The organism is Shewanella glacialipiscicola (genome assembly GCF_023283485.1).
Lineage (GTDB): Bacteria > Pseudomonadota > Gammaproteobacteria > Enterobacterales > Shewanellaceae > Shewanella > Shewanella glacialipiscicola.
On the sequence record NZ_JAKILU010000004.1, the window covers coordinates 51,294 to 67,207 of the forward strand.

General features: G+C 45.6%; 10 protein-coding genes. 6 read left to right on the top strand and 4 right to left on the bottom strand.

Annotated features, from left to right (window positions below; genetic code table 11):
• Positions 1 to 291 carry a PepSY domain-containing protein gene (locus L2717_RS04635; protein ID WP_220772060.1) on the bottom strand — a complete coding sequence of 97 codons (291 nt, stop codon included), beginning with the start codon at positions 289 to 291 and terminating at the stop codon, positions 1 to 3.
• A gap of 376 nt (positions 292 to 667) precedes the next feature.
• Here L2717_RS04635 and L2717_RS04640 point away from each other — a divergent pair, with 376 nt between their 5' ends.
• Together L2717_RS04640 and L2717_RS04645 are read left to right on the top strand one after the other, a co-directional pair.
• Positions 668 to 1,621: a choice-of-anchor H family protein gene (locus L2717_RS04640; RefSeq protein ID WP_220772061.1), complete on the top strand. Its 954-nt coding sequence runs from the start codon at positions 668 to 670 to the stop codon at positions 1,619 to 1,621.
• A gap of 78 nt (positions 1,622 to 1,699) precedes the next feature.
• Positions 1,700 to 2,173, top strand: coding sequence for a peroxiredoxin (locus L2717_RS04645; RefSeq protein WP_220772062.1), 474 nt, complete (start codon positions 1,700 to 1,702; stop codon positions 2,171 to 2,173).
• Positions 2,174 to 2,250: 77 nt separating this feature from the next.
• Here the strand turns inward: L2717_RS04645 and L2717_RS04650 are convergent, their stop codons facing one another.
• From L2717_RS04650 to ompR, 3 genes are all read right to left on the bottom strand, one after another.
• A complete protein-coding gene (locus L2717_RS04650) occupies positions 2,251 to 4,233 on the bottom strand; it encodes a methyl-accepting chemotaxis protein (RefSeq protein WP_220772064.1) in 1,983 nt (660 codons plus the stop codon).
• A 129-nt stretch (positions 4,234 to 4,362) separates the two neighbouring features.
• Positions 4,363 to 5,679 carry a two-component system sensor histidine kinase EnvZ gene (envZ, locus tag L2717_RS04655; RefSeq protein WP_107885203.1) on the bottom strand — a complete coding sequence of 439 codons (1,317 nt, stop codon included), beginning with the start codon at positions 5,677 to 5,679 and terminating at the stop codon, positions 4,363 to 4,365.
• A gap of 39 nt (positions 5,680 to 5,718) precedes the next feature.
• Positions 5,719 to 6,444, bottom strand: coding sequence for an osmolarity response regulator transcription factor OmpR (gene ompR / locus L2717_RS04660; RefSeq protein ID WP_076497291.1), 726 nt, complete (start codon positions 6,442 to 6,444; stop codon positions 5,719 to 5,721).
• Positions 6,445 to 6,801: 357 nt separating this feature from the next.
• Between ompR and L2717_RS04665 the strand changes: the two genes are divergently transcribed.
• The 4 genes from L2717_RS04665 (at position 6,802) to L2717_RS04680 (ending at position 15,723) form a co-directional block, all read left to right on the top strand.
• Positions 6,802 to 11,688, top strand: coding sequence for a PAS domain S-box protein (locus L2717_RS04665; protein ID WP_220772066.1), 4,887 nt, complete (start codon positions 6,802 to 6,804; stop codon positions 11,686 to 11,688).
• On the top strand, positions 11,688 to 12,620 hold the full coding sequence (locus L2717_RS04670; protein WP_220772068.1) for a diguanylate cyclase: 933 nt from the start codon (positions 11,688 to 11,690) through the stop codon (positions 12,618 to 12,620). The genes L2717_RS04665 and L2717_RS04670 overlap by 1 nt, the downstream gene beginning before the upstream one ends.
• Before the next feature lie 73 nt (positions 12,621 to 12,693).
• A complete protein-coding gene (gene greB / locus L2717_RS04675; RefSeq protein ID WP_220772069.1) occupies positions 12,694 to 13,197 on the top strand; it encodes a transcription elongation factor GreB in 504 nt (167 codons plus the stop codon).
• 162 nt (positions 13,198 to 13,359) lie between these two features.
• Positions 13,360 to 15,723, top strand: coding sequence for a Tex family protein (locus L2717_RS04680; RefSeq protein WP_220772071.1), 2,364 nt, complete (start codon positions 13,360 to 13,362; stop codon positions 15,721 to 15,723).
• Positions 15,724 to 15,914 lie beyond the last annotated feature (191 nt).

Genomic DNA, 15,914 nt, shown 5'->3' on the forward strand with positions numbered 1-15,914 from the left:
TTAGTTCCTCGATACTCGGCCCGTTGCGGCGTCTACTGAGACTGAAAATACTTGGCCATCATTATTGAGGATTTTAACGCGATAACCCGCGCCGCTAGATTGCACGCTCAGTACTTTACCTTTAAATTGGCGCTGTGCCATCGCTACAGCTTGATCTGGGCTATTGACGGCAAGGCGGCGCTGCTCGTTCTTTGCCCCTTGATTGCGATCATCACGTTTATCATTGCCAGCCGCGCTGCCAAAAGAGGCAAATAAGCAAGCGATTAGGGCCAATGTTAAACCAAGTTTCATATCGGGTACCCGCAGTGTTCGGCGATCTTGAGTTAATGGGTGAGATGGATAAGTTATCGAGCCGATTAAGAATACCTCATCACCTTAACAAACATATAGAGATCAGCCAATTGGTTAGCAAAATTCCTTTAAAAATAACTCTGCAGCGGCTCAAATCATCCCGTTTACGGCTATTTAACTGCGATAGCTGAACTGAAGCTGTGGTCGCGAGTCATATTTTTAGCCTTATCTTAGGGCATGTCCTAGTGTCGTCTAATGTAGATGAATTGAGACTGAACGTATTGATTAAGTCATAAACTTGGATGTTCAGCTTATGTTCACCTTCATTGCACTTTAATAGCTCCAATTTGAACGGATTATCCATGGGGTATTCAAGATGAACACAGGCAATAACCTAGGTATGGCAACGATAATGAATACCTTATTAGTGAAAGGCGCAGCCATTGGCACGTTATTATTAGTTTCTTCAGCGGTGAGTGCCGAGCCTAGACAATTAGAATCGTCACAAAACTTAACACCATTTGCTGCTGCCAGTGTGGGTATTGCCAAAAAAGCGGAAGAAAGCAGTGAACAAGTTGCCGAACGGGAGCAGCAAGCGCTTGCTTTGTTACAGCAAGCAGCCCCCGCTAAAAATATTACTGAAGCGGCGGCAACAGTGGTTAAATCCTTAGCGCCGGCTTTATCGGCTAAAGTACCCGCTGTGAAACGAGTCGAGTTGATGGGCGCTTCACCGATGACGCGTGAACAAGTGACGGCTAAGCATGCGAGCCAAGGCATGCCTAGTTCGAGCGCGGCCAGTGAAGATCTCAATCGTGCGCCTGTGTATCATAGTTTTTCGATTTATGATGCCAGCAGCCGTTTGTTCGAAGACTTTGACTATGATGGTTTTTATCAAACCTTTAGTGTAACTTTTGACGTAGATGTTTATGGTAATTATCTTAATGAAAGAGCGGACTTATTTGCCGAACTGTATCTAAGTCGTAATGGTGGCCCTTGGGTGCATTACTACACCACAGAGGTGTTTAGTATTTATGGTGACTCGCAGCAGGATGATTATGAAGTACTAACCACGCTTTATACGGGTTATGTAACAGATCACTATGATGTACTGATTGATGTATATGAAGTGGGCTATAGCGATGTTGTGGCGACGATCAATGCCGACCAGATCGATGGCTTATATGCACTGCCACTCGAAAGCAGCGATAGAGATAGAGAGCGTGAGCCCGATGTGATCATCGTGGAAGAAAGCGGTGGTAGCTTATCTGTGCTGGGCTTGTTACTCCTTGGTTTATTCGCAGGGCTGCGTTTAAATCGAACTCGAACATAAACCCTTATTTCTCTCTGTGTTTATCTGCGGTAAATAGGGCTAGTATGGATAGGTTAATTTAACTAAAGGGAGAAAGACATGATTGCTCAAGGTCAAAAATTACCTGCTGCGACACTAAGCCAACTGACTAAAGATGGCATGGTGAATCACCAAGTTTCAGAATTATTCGCGGGCAAGAAAGTCGTATTGTTTGCCGTGCCTGGCGCGTTTACGCCAACGTGTTCTGAAGCACATTTGCCTGGATATGTCGTGCTTGCTGACGAATTTAAAGCCAAAGGCGTTGATTTAATTGCCTGTGTGGCCGTGAATGATGCCTTCGTCATGAAAGCATGGGGTGAAGCGCAAAATGCCTCTGAGTTAATGATGCTTGCCGATGGCGATGCCAGTTTTACTAAAGCATTAGGCTTAGAAATGGATACAGCTGGTTTTGGCGGTATACGTTCACAACGTTATGCGATGGTCATCGATGACGGTGTCGTTACAATGCTGAATGTAGAAGCGCCAAAGGCGTTTGAAGCCAGTAAAGCTGAAGTGGTTTTAGCTGCACTGTAATGATTAAGGTCCGAACTTAATCGGACATCAATAAAAATGGGAGCTTAGGCTCCCATTTTTATTGGTATTTTAATGGGTTAAGCGGCCCGCGACTGTGGCGGTAAGTTACCAGCATCGGCAATACCTAAACTGGTCTCAATATCTTCGACGCTTTGCTGTACTTCTTGGGCGATGACTTCACTCTGTTGCGAACTGGTTTGTGCCTGCTCTTTTAAGCTATCCATAGTGCGCATAAATTGATCGAGATAATCGACTTGCTCCTTGGCATTGAGCGAGCCTTGTTTAGCGGTATTGACCATGTCGCTCGCTTGGTTTTGCACTGTTTGTGCCACTTGCCATAGGCTTTGAGCGCGCAGTTTTTGACTGCTGGTGGCCTGTGCTATGCCATCGACACTCTCACTGAGGGCATGATTCGATTGGGTCAGTTGCTGCAGAATCTTCACTATTTCGTTTAAGGACACTTGGGTGCGCTGACTTAAATTACGCACTTCATCGGCGACCACGGCAAAGCCGCGACCTTGCTCACCCGCCCGCGCAGCTTCGATGGCAGCATTAAGGGCGAGTAAGTTAGTTTGCTCGGCAATATTGCCAATCACATCAATGATTTTCGACACATCCGTCACTGAGTTATTCAGGCTTTCGAGGGAAGTATGGCAAAGACCTACGGCGGTTTGCGTCTTCTCAGTTGCACTCAATACCGCCTCAGCTTGTGTTTGGCTCGACTGCATTTGGCGCATAGTTTCGGCGGCGCTGCCTTCCACGAGTGCCGAAGTATGGCTCACCTCATTGGCGAGGCTGCGGATATGTTCGGTCTGTGTTTGCGTATCGGCCACAATCGTTTGGGTGTGCTCTGTGTGTTGTGATAGCTGAGTAATGCGCGCCACCAGTTGGCTTAATGATTGAGAAACCTTAGTGATTTGCTGGCGCTGTGCTTCGTCTTCTTGTTCAAATCTTTGTAGCAATTGGTTGAAATAGCCGGCTATTTGGCCAGTTTCACAGCGACGATTAATGTCTAAACGCTCGCGGCTATTCGATTCGCTTAACTTCATAAAAGCTTGATTAAGCCGTTTCAGCGGTTTGACAACGCGATTTTGCTGCAGAATTAAATAACCAATGGCAAACAAGGCCATGATGGAAACCATAGTGTAGAGGATTAGTTGTAGCTCATATTTCAGCTGCTGGTTCTTTGCAGCTTGAGCCTCACCTAAGCCAATAAGCTGTTGTTCCACATTGCTAATCGCTTGAATGAGTTGATCTTGCATCTCTTGGTTGGTTTGTAGCAATTGGTGCGTATTGGCGACTTCTTTGTTGTATCGATTGGCGAGACTCAGCAGTTCACTACGGTTACTTTCGCCGACTTCAATTTGTTCTGGTTTGCTGGCACCGAGTGCAAACTCATCGGCTTCTTGCTGCTCATATACACCGATTAACGGCAGTGCGCTGAGGACGTCGTGCCACGTATTGAGCTCTTTGCTGGTGTTGTCTAAAATGCTCTTGAGTTGCTGATTTTTGCCGATTAGATAGCCATCGGTCAGCTGGGAAAGTTGGTAGACGATAGAAGGTAAATCGCGGCTCAATTGCAGATATTGTTCGGCGACCACCGCATTTGTGGCTAAGCCTTTATCGACATAACTGCCCAAACGACGGTTGTAGTCGAGCATTTCAGATTCGGCATGGGCCAGCAGTTGCCTAGGGTTGCCAGCGAGTTTACCCGCAGCGCGGTACTTGGTATCTAAATCTTGAATGAAGCTACTTAGGCTGGCTTGCAAGTCATTATCAGTAGCGCCCATGGTGGCGAAATTAATCTCTGTAAGCTGGTTCTTAATGGCGCTGAGTTTAGTTTTAGCTTGCTCAAGTTGGCTAGCGTTGCCGCTGGCGAGATAGCCGTCGAGATCGCGGCGTACGCCAACGAGGAAGTCTTCTTGTATGCTTTGCAGTGTGAGTGTTTGCTGTTCTATATTTTGTCGCTGATCACTGCTCCATAGCACTACGGCCGCTAATAATCCCGCGAGCAATAACAACAGGGCAGAAGCAGAGAGCGACAGTGTTGAAATTTTCATTTTGCAATCTTCATAATTGTCAGAGCCAGTTAACTGTTCTGAGTTTATGAATTTAAGGTGACATAAATATGACAAGTACCCACTTGAATATCAGCGTTATTATTTGATTTGCAGATATGTGATCTCGCGTTACTCTAACGGTAGCCACACTTGCGCTTTTAACCCACCTTCAGCACGGTTTGATAGAGTAATTTGCCCTTGGTGTCTATCGATAATCCGTTTGATGATAGCGAGACCGAGGCCTGAGCCAACGCTACCACGGGCGCTATCCCCTTGAGTAAAAGGTTGAAAGAGTTTACTGACCTGTGACTCATCAATGCCGGGGCCGTTATCTTCGACGCAAAAGCCAATCTGTTTACCATCAAACTGCGAGCTTATACGTATCCAGCCTGAACCATAGCGAAAGGCATTTTCGACTAAGTTACTCAGTACCCGTTTAATGGCAATCGTTTGGAACAGTGCTTCAGGGCAATCAGTGAGGACAAGGTCAATTTCACCGGCACGATTGGCTTCTGCTTGCGCGATATCTTGGATCAGTTTATTGATTTGCCCTAACTCACGGCTGGTGTCTTGATCTTGGCGTATGTAGGCAATAAATTGGCTGATGATGGCGTCCATATCTTCAATATCGTTCACTATGCCATCTTTAAGATATTGATCTTCCTCAACCATCATCTCAGAGGCGAGACGAATACGGGTCAGTGGTGTACGCAAATCATGGGAAATCCCCGCCATTAATAGCGCTCTGTCTTGTTCAAGTTGTTTCATGCTGTGCGCCATCTGATTGAAAGCATTGGTTACTTCAACAATTTCACTCGAACCTTTCAGCGGCAAGGATTCTGGGAATTCACCACGGGAGACCGAGATAGCCGCTTTTTGTAGTCGTCTAAGTGGACGATTTTGCTGGCGTGCAAACCACCAACCGCCCGCTACGCTTAGCGCACCAATCACCAGTAAATAAAGAGTGAGCGGCGAAAGATCGGATACATTCTGGCCGATAAGTGGCACTTTTATCCAAATTGAAGGTGCTTGCGGTGGGCGGATCCAAATCTGTAGCACATTGCCGTGGGTAACGCGAACTTCGGCATCACCACCCAAATATTCCGACATCTGTGACGACCAAAAACCATAATAAGTGGCTTGATCAATGCCCGCTTCGCGCGCCTGCTGTTGATTATAAATTTTCATGCCATCGTCACGTACTTTGGCATTGAGGGCATCGACTATGGTTAAGTGCTCGCGGCCAATATCGATACCGTCGACAAACAGCAGTTTGACTTGACGAGCGATAAGCTGATTGATTTGCTGGTAGCTAGGCTTGAGCACATAAACAGCCACCGTGATGTAAGACACCAACTGATTGATCAATAGTAAACAACCAATCAACATCACGGTTTGACTAAAAGCGCTGCGAGGTAAAAACCGCCACCAAAACTTAGCTTTCATGGCGGGCTTAATCACGACAAATTAAAGATAAAATACGGCTCATCGACGGGCAGCGCCATCGGGCACAAACACATAACCCAATCCCCAAACCGTTTGGATATAGCGCGGATTTGCGGGGTCCTTTTCTATTAAGCGACGCAGACGTGACACTTGTACGTCGATGGAACGCTCTAATGCTGAATAATCACGGCCGCGGGCAAGGTTCATCAGTTTATCCCGTGATAATGGTTCGCGCGGATGAGTAACTAGCACTTTTAGTACAGCAAATTCGCCGCTGGTGAGTGCGATAGATTCATCACCGTGGTACATCTCGCGGGTAGCTAAATCTAAGGAAAATTCACCAAAGTTGATTTGTGCTTCTTGCTGCGCCGGTGCACCGGGCACATCTTGGGTTTGACGACGCATTACCGCTTTAATTCGTGCAAGTAATTCCCGTGGATTAAACGGTTTAGGCAAATAATCATCTGCGCCGAGTTCTAGACCAATAATACGGTCAACTTCATCGCCTTTGGCTGTCAGCATTACGATAGGGATCCGGTTTTCTTGCTGGCGCAGACGGCGGCAAATAGACAGGCCATCTTCACCGGGTAACATCAGGTCGAGCACCAGTAGATGAAAGTTTTCGCGCTCTAATAAGCGGTCCATCTGCTCGGCATTGGCTGCGCTGCGTACCTGATAACCTTGCTCCATCAGGTAACGCTCGAGTAACGCTCGCAGGCGCATATCGTCATCGACGACGAGAATTTTCGAGGTTTCTTGTCCCATGGAATGTCCCTTAATTGCACAAATTGGCGTTTAGTTTACTTCTGAAAAGTAGTTAAGATTAACCAACTGGCTGAAATTGAAAACGAATCTGCCTAATATAGCCGCATTCAACACAGGCGACTAGCTCACCTTAGGGCTTAGGCGTAATAAATGCTGACATTTGTTGGTCAATGTTAATACTAAGCAAATGAAATCGCATGAAAATACTCGCGTTTATTCACGCTAAAGGTGAAATTGTAACTAAATTGGCATGAGTAACAATAGGTACATTTATGGTGCATTTATATAACCTTAGTGGCAAAAGGATTTGTATTAGTCCAGAATCATAATTCAATGATTCTATATTCTTAGGTGTTTATGCACGTGTCGATGAGCTATAAAAATGCCTCAAAGTTGGGCTTATTTATCCTTTTAATTGGGGTAACGCTCAGTGCCGTAGCTGCATGGTGGGTACAGAGAACGAATACCCAAACAATCGCACAAGCCTTACAGGAAAACACCGAACAAATCAGTGCAAATATCATCAACCGTATGACCTTATATCAATACGGTTTACGCGGTGTACTCGGTACGATTGTCGCAGCGGGTGAGCACAATATCAGTCGTGCAGGTTTTGGTCGTTATAGTTTGATACGGGATGTAGATCAAGAGTTTCCAGGCGCCCGTGGATTTGGTTTTATTCGCCGAGTCGCCCGTGCCGATGAGGTTAATTTTTTAACCCGAGTACGACAACATAGCTGGCCTGATTTTACGATTCACCAACTTGGCCCCAATAACGGTGAAAGGTACGTTATTGAATATATTGAGCCAGTAGAGCGCAATCAAGCTTCCATTGGCTTAGACGTCGCCTCTGAATCGCACCGCAAACAGGCTGCAGATGCGGCACTATTATCAGGAAAGGTGCGTTTATCAGCCCCGATTACGCTAGTGCAGGCCGAGGGAAAGACTTCACAGTCCTTCTTAATCTTACTGCCAATTTACCGAACCATTTCAGTGCCTAAAACTGAGACGGAAAGACTTTCAGCGGGTTATGGTTGGAGTTTTGCGCCATTGGTGACTAACGAAGTGCTAGCAGGGTTAGCATTAAATCACAAGATGACCAAGCTGTTACTGAGCGACGTCACGCAAGCTTCAGATCCTATCCCTTTTTTTGAAACTCAGCATGATGCCTCGCCACTATCCTCCTATCACCATAAAGTAATCAAAGAGATATTTGGCCGTCAGTGGCAGATAGAAGTCATTGCTTATCCTGCTTTTATTAAGGCGCTCCATCTTAATAAACCGAGCTTAATATTTATCGGTGGTAGTGTATTTAGCTTACTTTTAGGTGGATTAATTGCAATGTGGTCGTTGAATTCACAACGTAAGCAGCAAGTGATCGCAGAGCAAGCAAGGCGCGCTAGCATGTTGGATCATTCGCTCGATGCGATTATTAGTTATGACACAGACGGTAGCATTACCAGTTGGAACCGAGGCGCAGAACAATTATTTGGTTATACCGAAGAGCAGGTCTTAAACCAATCGAGTTGGGACTTAATTATCCCCTCCAATGGAGTGTTAGAAGAGCAGTTATTATTTGCGGAAGTGATGTCGGGAAAAATTGTATTAAATCGGATATCTAGCCATCAAAAACAGGATGGCAGCCATTTATCGACATCAACTACGGCACTACCTATTTACGATGAGTACGGTGCCATTGTGGGTTTGAGCCAAACTATCCGCGATATTAGCCAGCAGCAAGAGGCTGAGCAGCAAATATTAAACCTCAATGCGAGCCTTGAACAACAGGTGATTGCGCGTACACAAGCGTTGCAGCAAGCATTGTTAGAGCACCAAACCTTACTGAATACGATTAATCAACAGCTGCTTTATTCTGTGACCGATGCAGACGGAATTATTCTAGAAGTGAATGATCATTTTTGCTTTGTCAGTGGTTATTCCCGTGAGCAACTGGTTGGCAGTACCCATGCAATAATGAAGTCGAATGAACACGATAGTGCATTTTGGCAAGCGATGTGGGCGCAAATAACCTCTGGCGAGTCTTGGCATGGTGAGATCTGTAACCGCGATCAAAACCAGCAACTAAAATGGTTCGACACCGTTATTGGCCCTGTTATTGATGAGCAAGGTAAAATTGAGCGTTTTGTCGCGTTAAGAATTGATATCACTGGTCGTAAGCTAATACAGATTGAAAAAAATAACTTAGGGTCATTACTCACAAATGTACTCGATGCGGCCTCTGAAATGTCGATTATTGCGACTGATAAAGCCGGTGTTATTACGATTTTCAATCGCGGCGCCGAGCGCTTATTGGGCTACTCAGCTACAGAGGTCGTAGGTAAATCACGGCCGACGCCTTTACACCTAAAAGAAGAGTTACTCACTCAAGCTGCAGAGATCTCCCGTGAGTATGGCCAAGATATTCAAGGTTTTGATGCCCTCATTTATAAAGCGAAAATTCAAGGCTCCGAAACACGTCAGTGGACTTATGTGCGTAAAGATGGCAGCCAATTTCAAGTATCCCTCTCGGTTACCGCGATGCACGATAGCGAAGGTAAAATTATTGGCTATTTAGGCATGGCAGTCGATATTTCGCAGGTATTACAGCAACAAGAGGCACTCATTACTCTCAGTAACCATTTAAGCAAGGCAGCTGAAGTCGCTAAACTGGGTATCTGGGCTTGGAATGTGCTCGATAACACGCTCGAATGGAACGATCGTATGTATATTATTTATGATCACCCCCTAAGCTTACAAAAGCAGGGCGTCACTTATGAGCATTGGTCTATGCGCGTTCATCCTGACGATCTAGTGTCTGCTAATGCCCAATTAGAAGCCGCTTTAGCGGGAACCGTTCAATATGATCCTATTTTCAGGTTGATTAAAGCGGATGGTTCTACTTGCTATGTACAAGCGGCTGCTACCATAGAGCGGGATAAAAACGGTAATGCAGTAAGAGTGATTGGTATTAATATCGATATTACCGAGCAGCGGCAATTAGAAGCAACTCTCAGAGAAGCTAAATTAGAGGCCGATGCCGCCAGCGCTGCTAAGTCTGCATTTTTAGCAAATATGAGCCACGAAATTCGCACACCGATGAACGCCGTATTTGGTATGTTGCAACTCATGCAACATACCTCTCTTTCCTCGCAGCAGCAGGACTATGTTAGCAAGACTCAAACCGCAGCTAAGTCATTGTTAGGTTTGCTTAATGACATTCTTGATTTCTCTAAAATCGATGCAGGTAAGCTAACACTCGATTTACAGCCTTGCTCTATCGAGCTACTGATGCGCGATCTTGCCGTAGTGCTATCTGGTAACCATGGCAATCAAGATGTTGAGGTAATGTTTGATCTTGATTCGGCTTTACCGCCTTGGTTGTTAGCCGATCAGTTGAGATTGCAGCAAATTCTTATTAATTTAGCGGGTAATGCACTTAAATTTACCCTTAGTGGCCAAGTCACGGTTGCGATTAACTGCTTAGCCCGTGATACCGATACGGTTACGTTACAGATTGCGATTACGGATACGGGAATTGGCATCAGTGATGAGCAAATAGAGCGGATATTTACCGGATTTGAGCAAGCTGAATCATCAACATCACGCCGTTTTGGGGGGACGGGGCTTGGGCTCGCCATCAGTAAAAGGCTGGTTGAGCTTATGGGCGGCCAGTTACAAGTCACCAGTCAGGTCGGTATCGGCAGCCGTTTTTGGTTTGATGTGACTTTCCCAATTATGGTTGTTGGAGAAAGCCAGCAGATAGATCTCAGTGGATACCGTGTTTTAGTGGTTGATGATAACCAACTCACTGCGGAGATTTTACACAAAATTCTGACGGGATTGGGTTGTGAGGTTGAGATCGCGTTAGGGGGATATTCCGCCCTGACTCAATCAGCACTAGCTGATGAAGCGTTACGGCCATTTGACGTTATATTGATGGATTGGCGTATGCCTGAGCTAGATGGCCTACAAACAGCCGAAATGCTGCGTGAGTCGCATTCAAATAATCGTACGCCACTGGTGGTGATGTTAACCGCCTATGGGCACGAAGTGATTGCAGAAAGTCAGCAGATTAAAGACGTACCTTTTGTGAATTTTTTAACCAAACCCGTTACTTCACAAGTCTTAGCTGAAACAATTGTAAATGCCATCCAAGGCAAGCCAATGGATACCCACCCTAAGCCGCGTTCGCAGCGATTGTTAGCGGGCCTCACCATTTTAGTGGTTGAGGATAATCAGCTAAACCGACAAGTGATTGATGAGTTGTTAAGCTATGAAGGGGCAAGCGTGATACTGGCCGAAGGAGGCGTATCAGGGGTTGATCTGGTGCTTGAAAATGAAAACCTATTCGACATCGTCATAATGGACATGCAAATGCCTGATATGGATGGCTTGGAGGCCACTCGCCGTATCCGTAGTGATGAACGCTTTGCGACTTTACCCATATTAGCGATGACGGCTAACGCCTCTCAGTCAGACAGGCAAGATTGCCTCGATGCGGGGATGAATGACCATGTAAGTAAACCCATTGATATGCCATTGCTACTACGCAGTATTTTGCAGTTAGTAGGACGAGAGGTTGCAACCACTCAGCAATATGCAGAGTATTATTCCACGGCAACGGTCAGCCTAGAGGATGAGCCATTACTGGATAATATCGATCTTATCTTGCAGCGTTTTGGCGGAAATGAGTCCTTCTTTCATAAAATAGCGCAGAATTTCTCGCCTGAAATGAACAAGCAACTGGCGCAATTGACGCAGGCGACTCGGGTAGCTGACTATGAAAAGGCGGCCGCCGTAAGCCATGCGATTAAAGGCGTGGCCAGTAGTTTTGGGGCTAGACGCTTAGCGACATATAGCGCTTATTTAGAGCAACAATTTAAGCAAAAATCCTTTGAGCAAGTTGAAGTTGAGCATTGGGTTGATAAGTTAGCTGTGTTAATCCAACAAAGTAGCCAACAAATCGCGACTTATGGCGAGTCTACAGAAGCGAGTATTTTCGCGAATGATGGTACAAATCAACTCAGCCAGCCAGCCACAACGGTACAAAATATAAAATTAGAGCTAAATACGCTAATGACGTTATTAGCAGAAAATAATTTAGAAGCTATAACGCGAGTTGACCAGTTAGCACCATCGTTATCGGGCCACCCACAATGGTCAGTGCTATACACGCAAGTGCAAGCTCTCGAATTCGCCCAAGCATTAGATACGCTACACATTATCGTGTTGGAGGATAAATAATGGATGCTGCAGACATAATGATGCCACTTGAAACTGAGAAAGGTAAAATTCTTGTCGTTGATGATCAACCGCTTAATATAAAAATATTGCATCAACTCTTGCATGAAGATTACGACATGTTTATGGCGACTAATGGCCAACAAGCGATAGCATTGTGTCAACAATTGCAGCCGGATTTAGTGTTGTTAGATATTGAAATGCCGATAATGTCAGGCTATGACGTTTGCCAGCAACTTAAAGCCGATCCGTTAACCGCCAATATAGGGGTGATTTTTGTTACCGCACATTTTGATGAGGTTCAAGAGGTTAAGGGATTTCAGCTTGGCGCCGTTGATTTTATACATAAGCCTATTAACCCCATTATTACTACCGCGCGGGTTAAAAATCAGTTCATTCTTAAGCGGCAAACCGATTTGCTGCACTCCATCGCATTACTCGACAGTTTAACTGGGGTGGCTAACCGACGTCAGTTTGAACAACGTTTACCTGAAATATGGAAACATAGTTGCCGAACCCAATCGCCTTTATCGGTGGTGATGTTAGATGTCGATTTTTTTAAACTTTTTAATGATCGTTATGGCCATCAAGAGGGCGATCAATGCTTACGTCTGGTTGCTAAAGCGATTAGCGCTGCATTAAAGCGTTCGGTGGACTTTGTGGCGCGATATGGCGGTGAAGAATTTATTTGCATTCTGCCAGAAACCCCGTTGCTAGGTGCAGAACATATCGCGCAGAACATAGTCGATACAGTACAGGCCTTGCATCTTGAACACCTTGATTCTAGCTTCAACGAAGTCACCATTAGTGCTGGTGTTGCCAGCATTCAACCCCAAAATGATGTAACCTGGCAAACGCTTATTGAGGCGGCTGATCAACAATTATATCTTGCCAAACAAAATGGTCGTAATCAAATCAGTGGCTTGGTTCTGTAGTTAACCTGTTTTATATTTTTTGGCGATCCTATGGGATACCGCTATTTTTGCTCAGTATGTGGATAAGAGAGTTATGAAAGCACATTTGATCACCCGTCAAGGTTGGCAAGCTTTAGATAAAGAATTGAAGTATTTATGGAAAGAATATCGACCGCAAATCACCCTTAAAGTGCAAGAGGCGGCAGCGCAGGGTGACCGTAGTGAGAACGCTGATTACACTTACAACAAGCGTTTGTTAAGGCAAATTGATGGCCGAGTCAGATACTTAGTTAAGCGGTTAGAAGAATTAAAAATTGTTGATTACTCGCCACAGCAAGAAGGTAAAATTTACTTTGGCGCGTGGTTTGAACTCGAAAACGAAGCGGGTGAACGCGTACGTTACCGTATTGTGGGTAAAGATGAACTCGATACTAAATTGGGCTACATCACCATTGATTCACCGATGGCGCGCGCATTAATTGGCAAGCAAGTGGATGACGAGGTGGTAGTACAAACACCGTCAGGACCAAAAGAATGGTATATCAATCAGATACGTTATTCACCGTTTGAAGATAATCTCACTGGTGTGCCCGAGTAACGATTGGATGGCGCGGGTCAATTTTAGATAACGGCGAAGAAACTCAGGGAAAGATCAAACTCTGTGATTTGAACTTGGCTTTAGCATGAAACTTACCGCGCGCCTGTGGTATCTTTGGCGCAATAACGACTTACTTTATCAGCTAGGCACGACACTTTATTTATGCAAACTCATGCTCATAATATCGCTCAAATTATCGCTCAAGAACTGAATGTTCGTGAGCAACAAGTCACCGCAACCATCACTCTGCTTGACGATGGTGCCACGGTTCCCTTCGTCGCCCGCTACCGTAAAGAAGCCACGGGCGGTTTAGATGATACGCAACTGCGTACCTTGTACACACGTTTAGGTTACCTGCGTGAGCTGAACGACAGGCGTCAAGTGATCCTGTCTAGCATCCAAGCTCAGGGTAAGTTAACGCCAGAATTACAATGGGCGATTGACGAGGCGGACAGTAAAACACGTCTCGAAGACTTATATTTGCCCTTCAAACCTAAGCGCCGCACTAAGGGGCAAATCGCGATTGAAGCAGGATTAGAGCCATTAGCTGATGCGTTATTGGCTGACCGTAACGCCGATATAGACGCTAAAGCGAGCGAATATATTAATAGCGATGCAGGGTTTGCTGACATCAAAGCCGTGCTTGAAGGTACGCGCTATATCCTCATGGAACGTTACGCCGAAGATGCCGAGTTATTGCGTAAGGTGCGTGAGCATTTAGGCCAAAATAGCGTATTAGAAAGTCGCCTAATCGCTGGTAAAGAGAAAGAGGGCGCGAAATTTCGCGACTATTTCGAGCATACCGAGCAGTTAGCTAAAATCCCATCACACCGTGCCTTGGCTATGCTACGGGGCCGCAATGAAGGCTTTTTATCCCTATCGATGAATGCCGATCCCGCTGCGCAAGTGGGTCAAGGTAGTTATTGTGAGGTGATTATTGCTGATCATTTACACCTTAAACTGGGTGATAGCGGCGTCGATCAATGGTTGAAAACTGTAGTTACGGCAACATGGCGCATCAAAATTGCCCTGCAAATGGAAACCGAGTTTATTTCGCAAATGCGTGAGCGCGCTGAAGCAGAAGCGATTAAAGTCTTTGCCCGTAATTTAGGCGACTTACTGATGGCGGCACCTGCAGGCGCAAAAGCCACTATGGGACTGGACCCCGGTTTACGCACTGGCGTGAAAGTGGCTGTGGTGGATAACACTGGCAAGATGTTGTGCCATGCGACGATTTTCCCGCACGCACCACAAAATTTGTGGGAAAAGTCGATTCGTACTTTGGCGAACTTAGTCAAAATGCATAAGGTTGAGTTGATTGCGATTGGTAACGGTACCGCATCGCGCGAAACTGACAAATTAGCCGCTGAGTTAATTGCCAGCGTGAAAGATACCCATCCACAGTTGACCAAAGTGATGGTTAGTGAAGCGGGTGCATCGGTATATTCAGCCTCTGAATTAGCGGCGCTGGAGTTCCCAGATCTTGATGTCTCGATTCGTGGCGCGGTATCGATTGCTCGCCGATTGCAAGATCCGTTAGCTGAGCTGGTTAAAATTGAGCCTAAATCTATCGGTGTCGGTCAATATCAGCACGACGTGAGTCAGAGCCAACTATCGGGTTCGCTCGAAGCTGTGGTTGAGGATTGCGTAAACGGTGTGGGTGTCGATCTTAATATGGCTTCTGCGCCCTTGTTGTCGCAAGTGGCGGGTTTAAATAAAACATTAGCTAAAAATGTAGTGGATTATCGCGATGCCAATGGTCAGTTTAAAAACCGCAAAGAGTTATTAAAAGTACCACGTTTAGGGCCTAAGGCTTATGAACAAGCGGCAGGATTTTTACGCATCAGTGCTGGTGACAATCCACTGGATGCTTCATCTGTGCATCCAGAGGCGTATTCGCTGGTGGAATCAATTGCTAAGGCTAAGCAAGTTGAATTGGCGAGCCTGATAGGTAACTCAGCGCTATTGCGTAGCATAAAAGCGCAGGACTTTATTACGCCAGATTTTGGTTTACCAACCGTGACCGATATTTTGGCTGAGCTTGATAAACCCGGCCGCGATCCCCGTGGCGAGTTTAAAACTGCAACCTTCAAAGATGGTATTGAAGAGCTTAAGCATTTAAAAGCCGAAATGGTGCTTGAGGGTGTGGTGACCAACGTGACTAACTTTGGTGCTTTTGTCGATATTGGCGTGCACCAAGATGGTTTAGTACATATATCTTCATTGACCGATAAATTTATCAGCGATCCCCATACCGTGGTGAAAGCAGGTGATGTAGTGAAAGTTAAAGTAATGGAGGTGGATGTTGAGCGCCGCCGTATTAGCTTAAGTATGCGTTTGGATGAAGCTATCGATCAAACTAAATCCCAATCACGACCCAGTAGCCAAAGTCGAAGTAATAACGCTAAGACCCCCGTGTTGGCAAAACCTATATCTCGACCTGCACAAAAATCGGCACCTAAAGCCTCTGCCAATGCGGCTATGGGAAATGCGTTTGCCGATGCCTTCGCTAAACTGAAAAAGTAACTGCTGTAATATCAAGACTCGGATACAGATTGTGTCCGAGCCATCATTTTTTACTTGTTATTCACAAAATTGTTGCATAAATGCCGCTTTACGGAATATAACGTTGGCATTTAATGCAACGTTAAGCAAAGTCAGTTGTCATAGCATGGCTTATTAACTGATTTTCTCGAATTGACACTCCAAAGCAGAGT

Excerpts from the sequence above, each read along its gene's own strand:
- L2717_RS04645 (WP_220772062.1), top strand. The coding sequence starts at position 1,700 with ATGATTGCTCAAGGTCAAAAATTACCTGCTGCGACACTAAGCCAACTG.
- greB (WP_220772069.1), top strand. The coding sequence starts at position 12,694 with ATGAAAGCACATTTGATCACCCGTCAAGGTTGGCAAGCTTTAGATAAA.
- L2717_RS04680 (WP_220772071.1), top strand. The coding sequence starts at position 13,360 with ATGCAAACTCATGCTCATAATATCGCTCAAATTATCGCTCAAGAACTG.
- envZ (WP_107885203.1), bottom strand. The coding sequence starts at position 5,679 with ATGAAAGCTAAGTTTTGGTGGCGGTTTTTACCTCGCAGCGCTTTTAGT.
- L2717_RS04665 (WP_220772066.1), top strand. The coding sequence starts at position 6,802 with ATGCACGTGTCGATGAGCTATAAAAATGCCTCAAAGTTGGGCTTATTT.
- L2717_RS04635 (WP_220772060.1), bottom strand. The coding sequence starts at position 291 with ATGAAACTTGGTTTAACATTGGCCCTAATCGCTTGCTTATTTGCCTCT.
- L2717_RS04650 (WP_220772064.1), bottom strand. The coding sequence starts at position 4,233 with ATGAAAATTTCAACACTGTCGCTCTCTGCTTCTGCCCTGTTGTTATTG.
- L2717_RS04640 (WP_220772061.1), top strand. The coding sequence starts at position 668 with ATGAACACAGGCAATAACCTAGGTATGGCAACGATAATGAATACCTTA.
- L2717_RS04670 (WP_220772068.1), top strand. The coding sequence starts at position 11,688 with ATGGATGCTGCAGACATAATGATGCCACTTGAAACTGAGAAAGGTAAA.
- ompR (WP_076497291.1), bottom strand. The coding sequence starts at position 6,444 with ATGGGACAAGAAACCTCGAAAATTCTCGTCGTCGATGACGATATGCGC.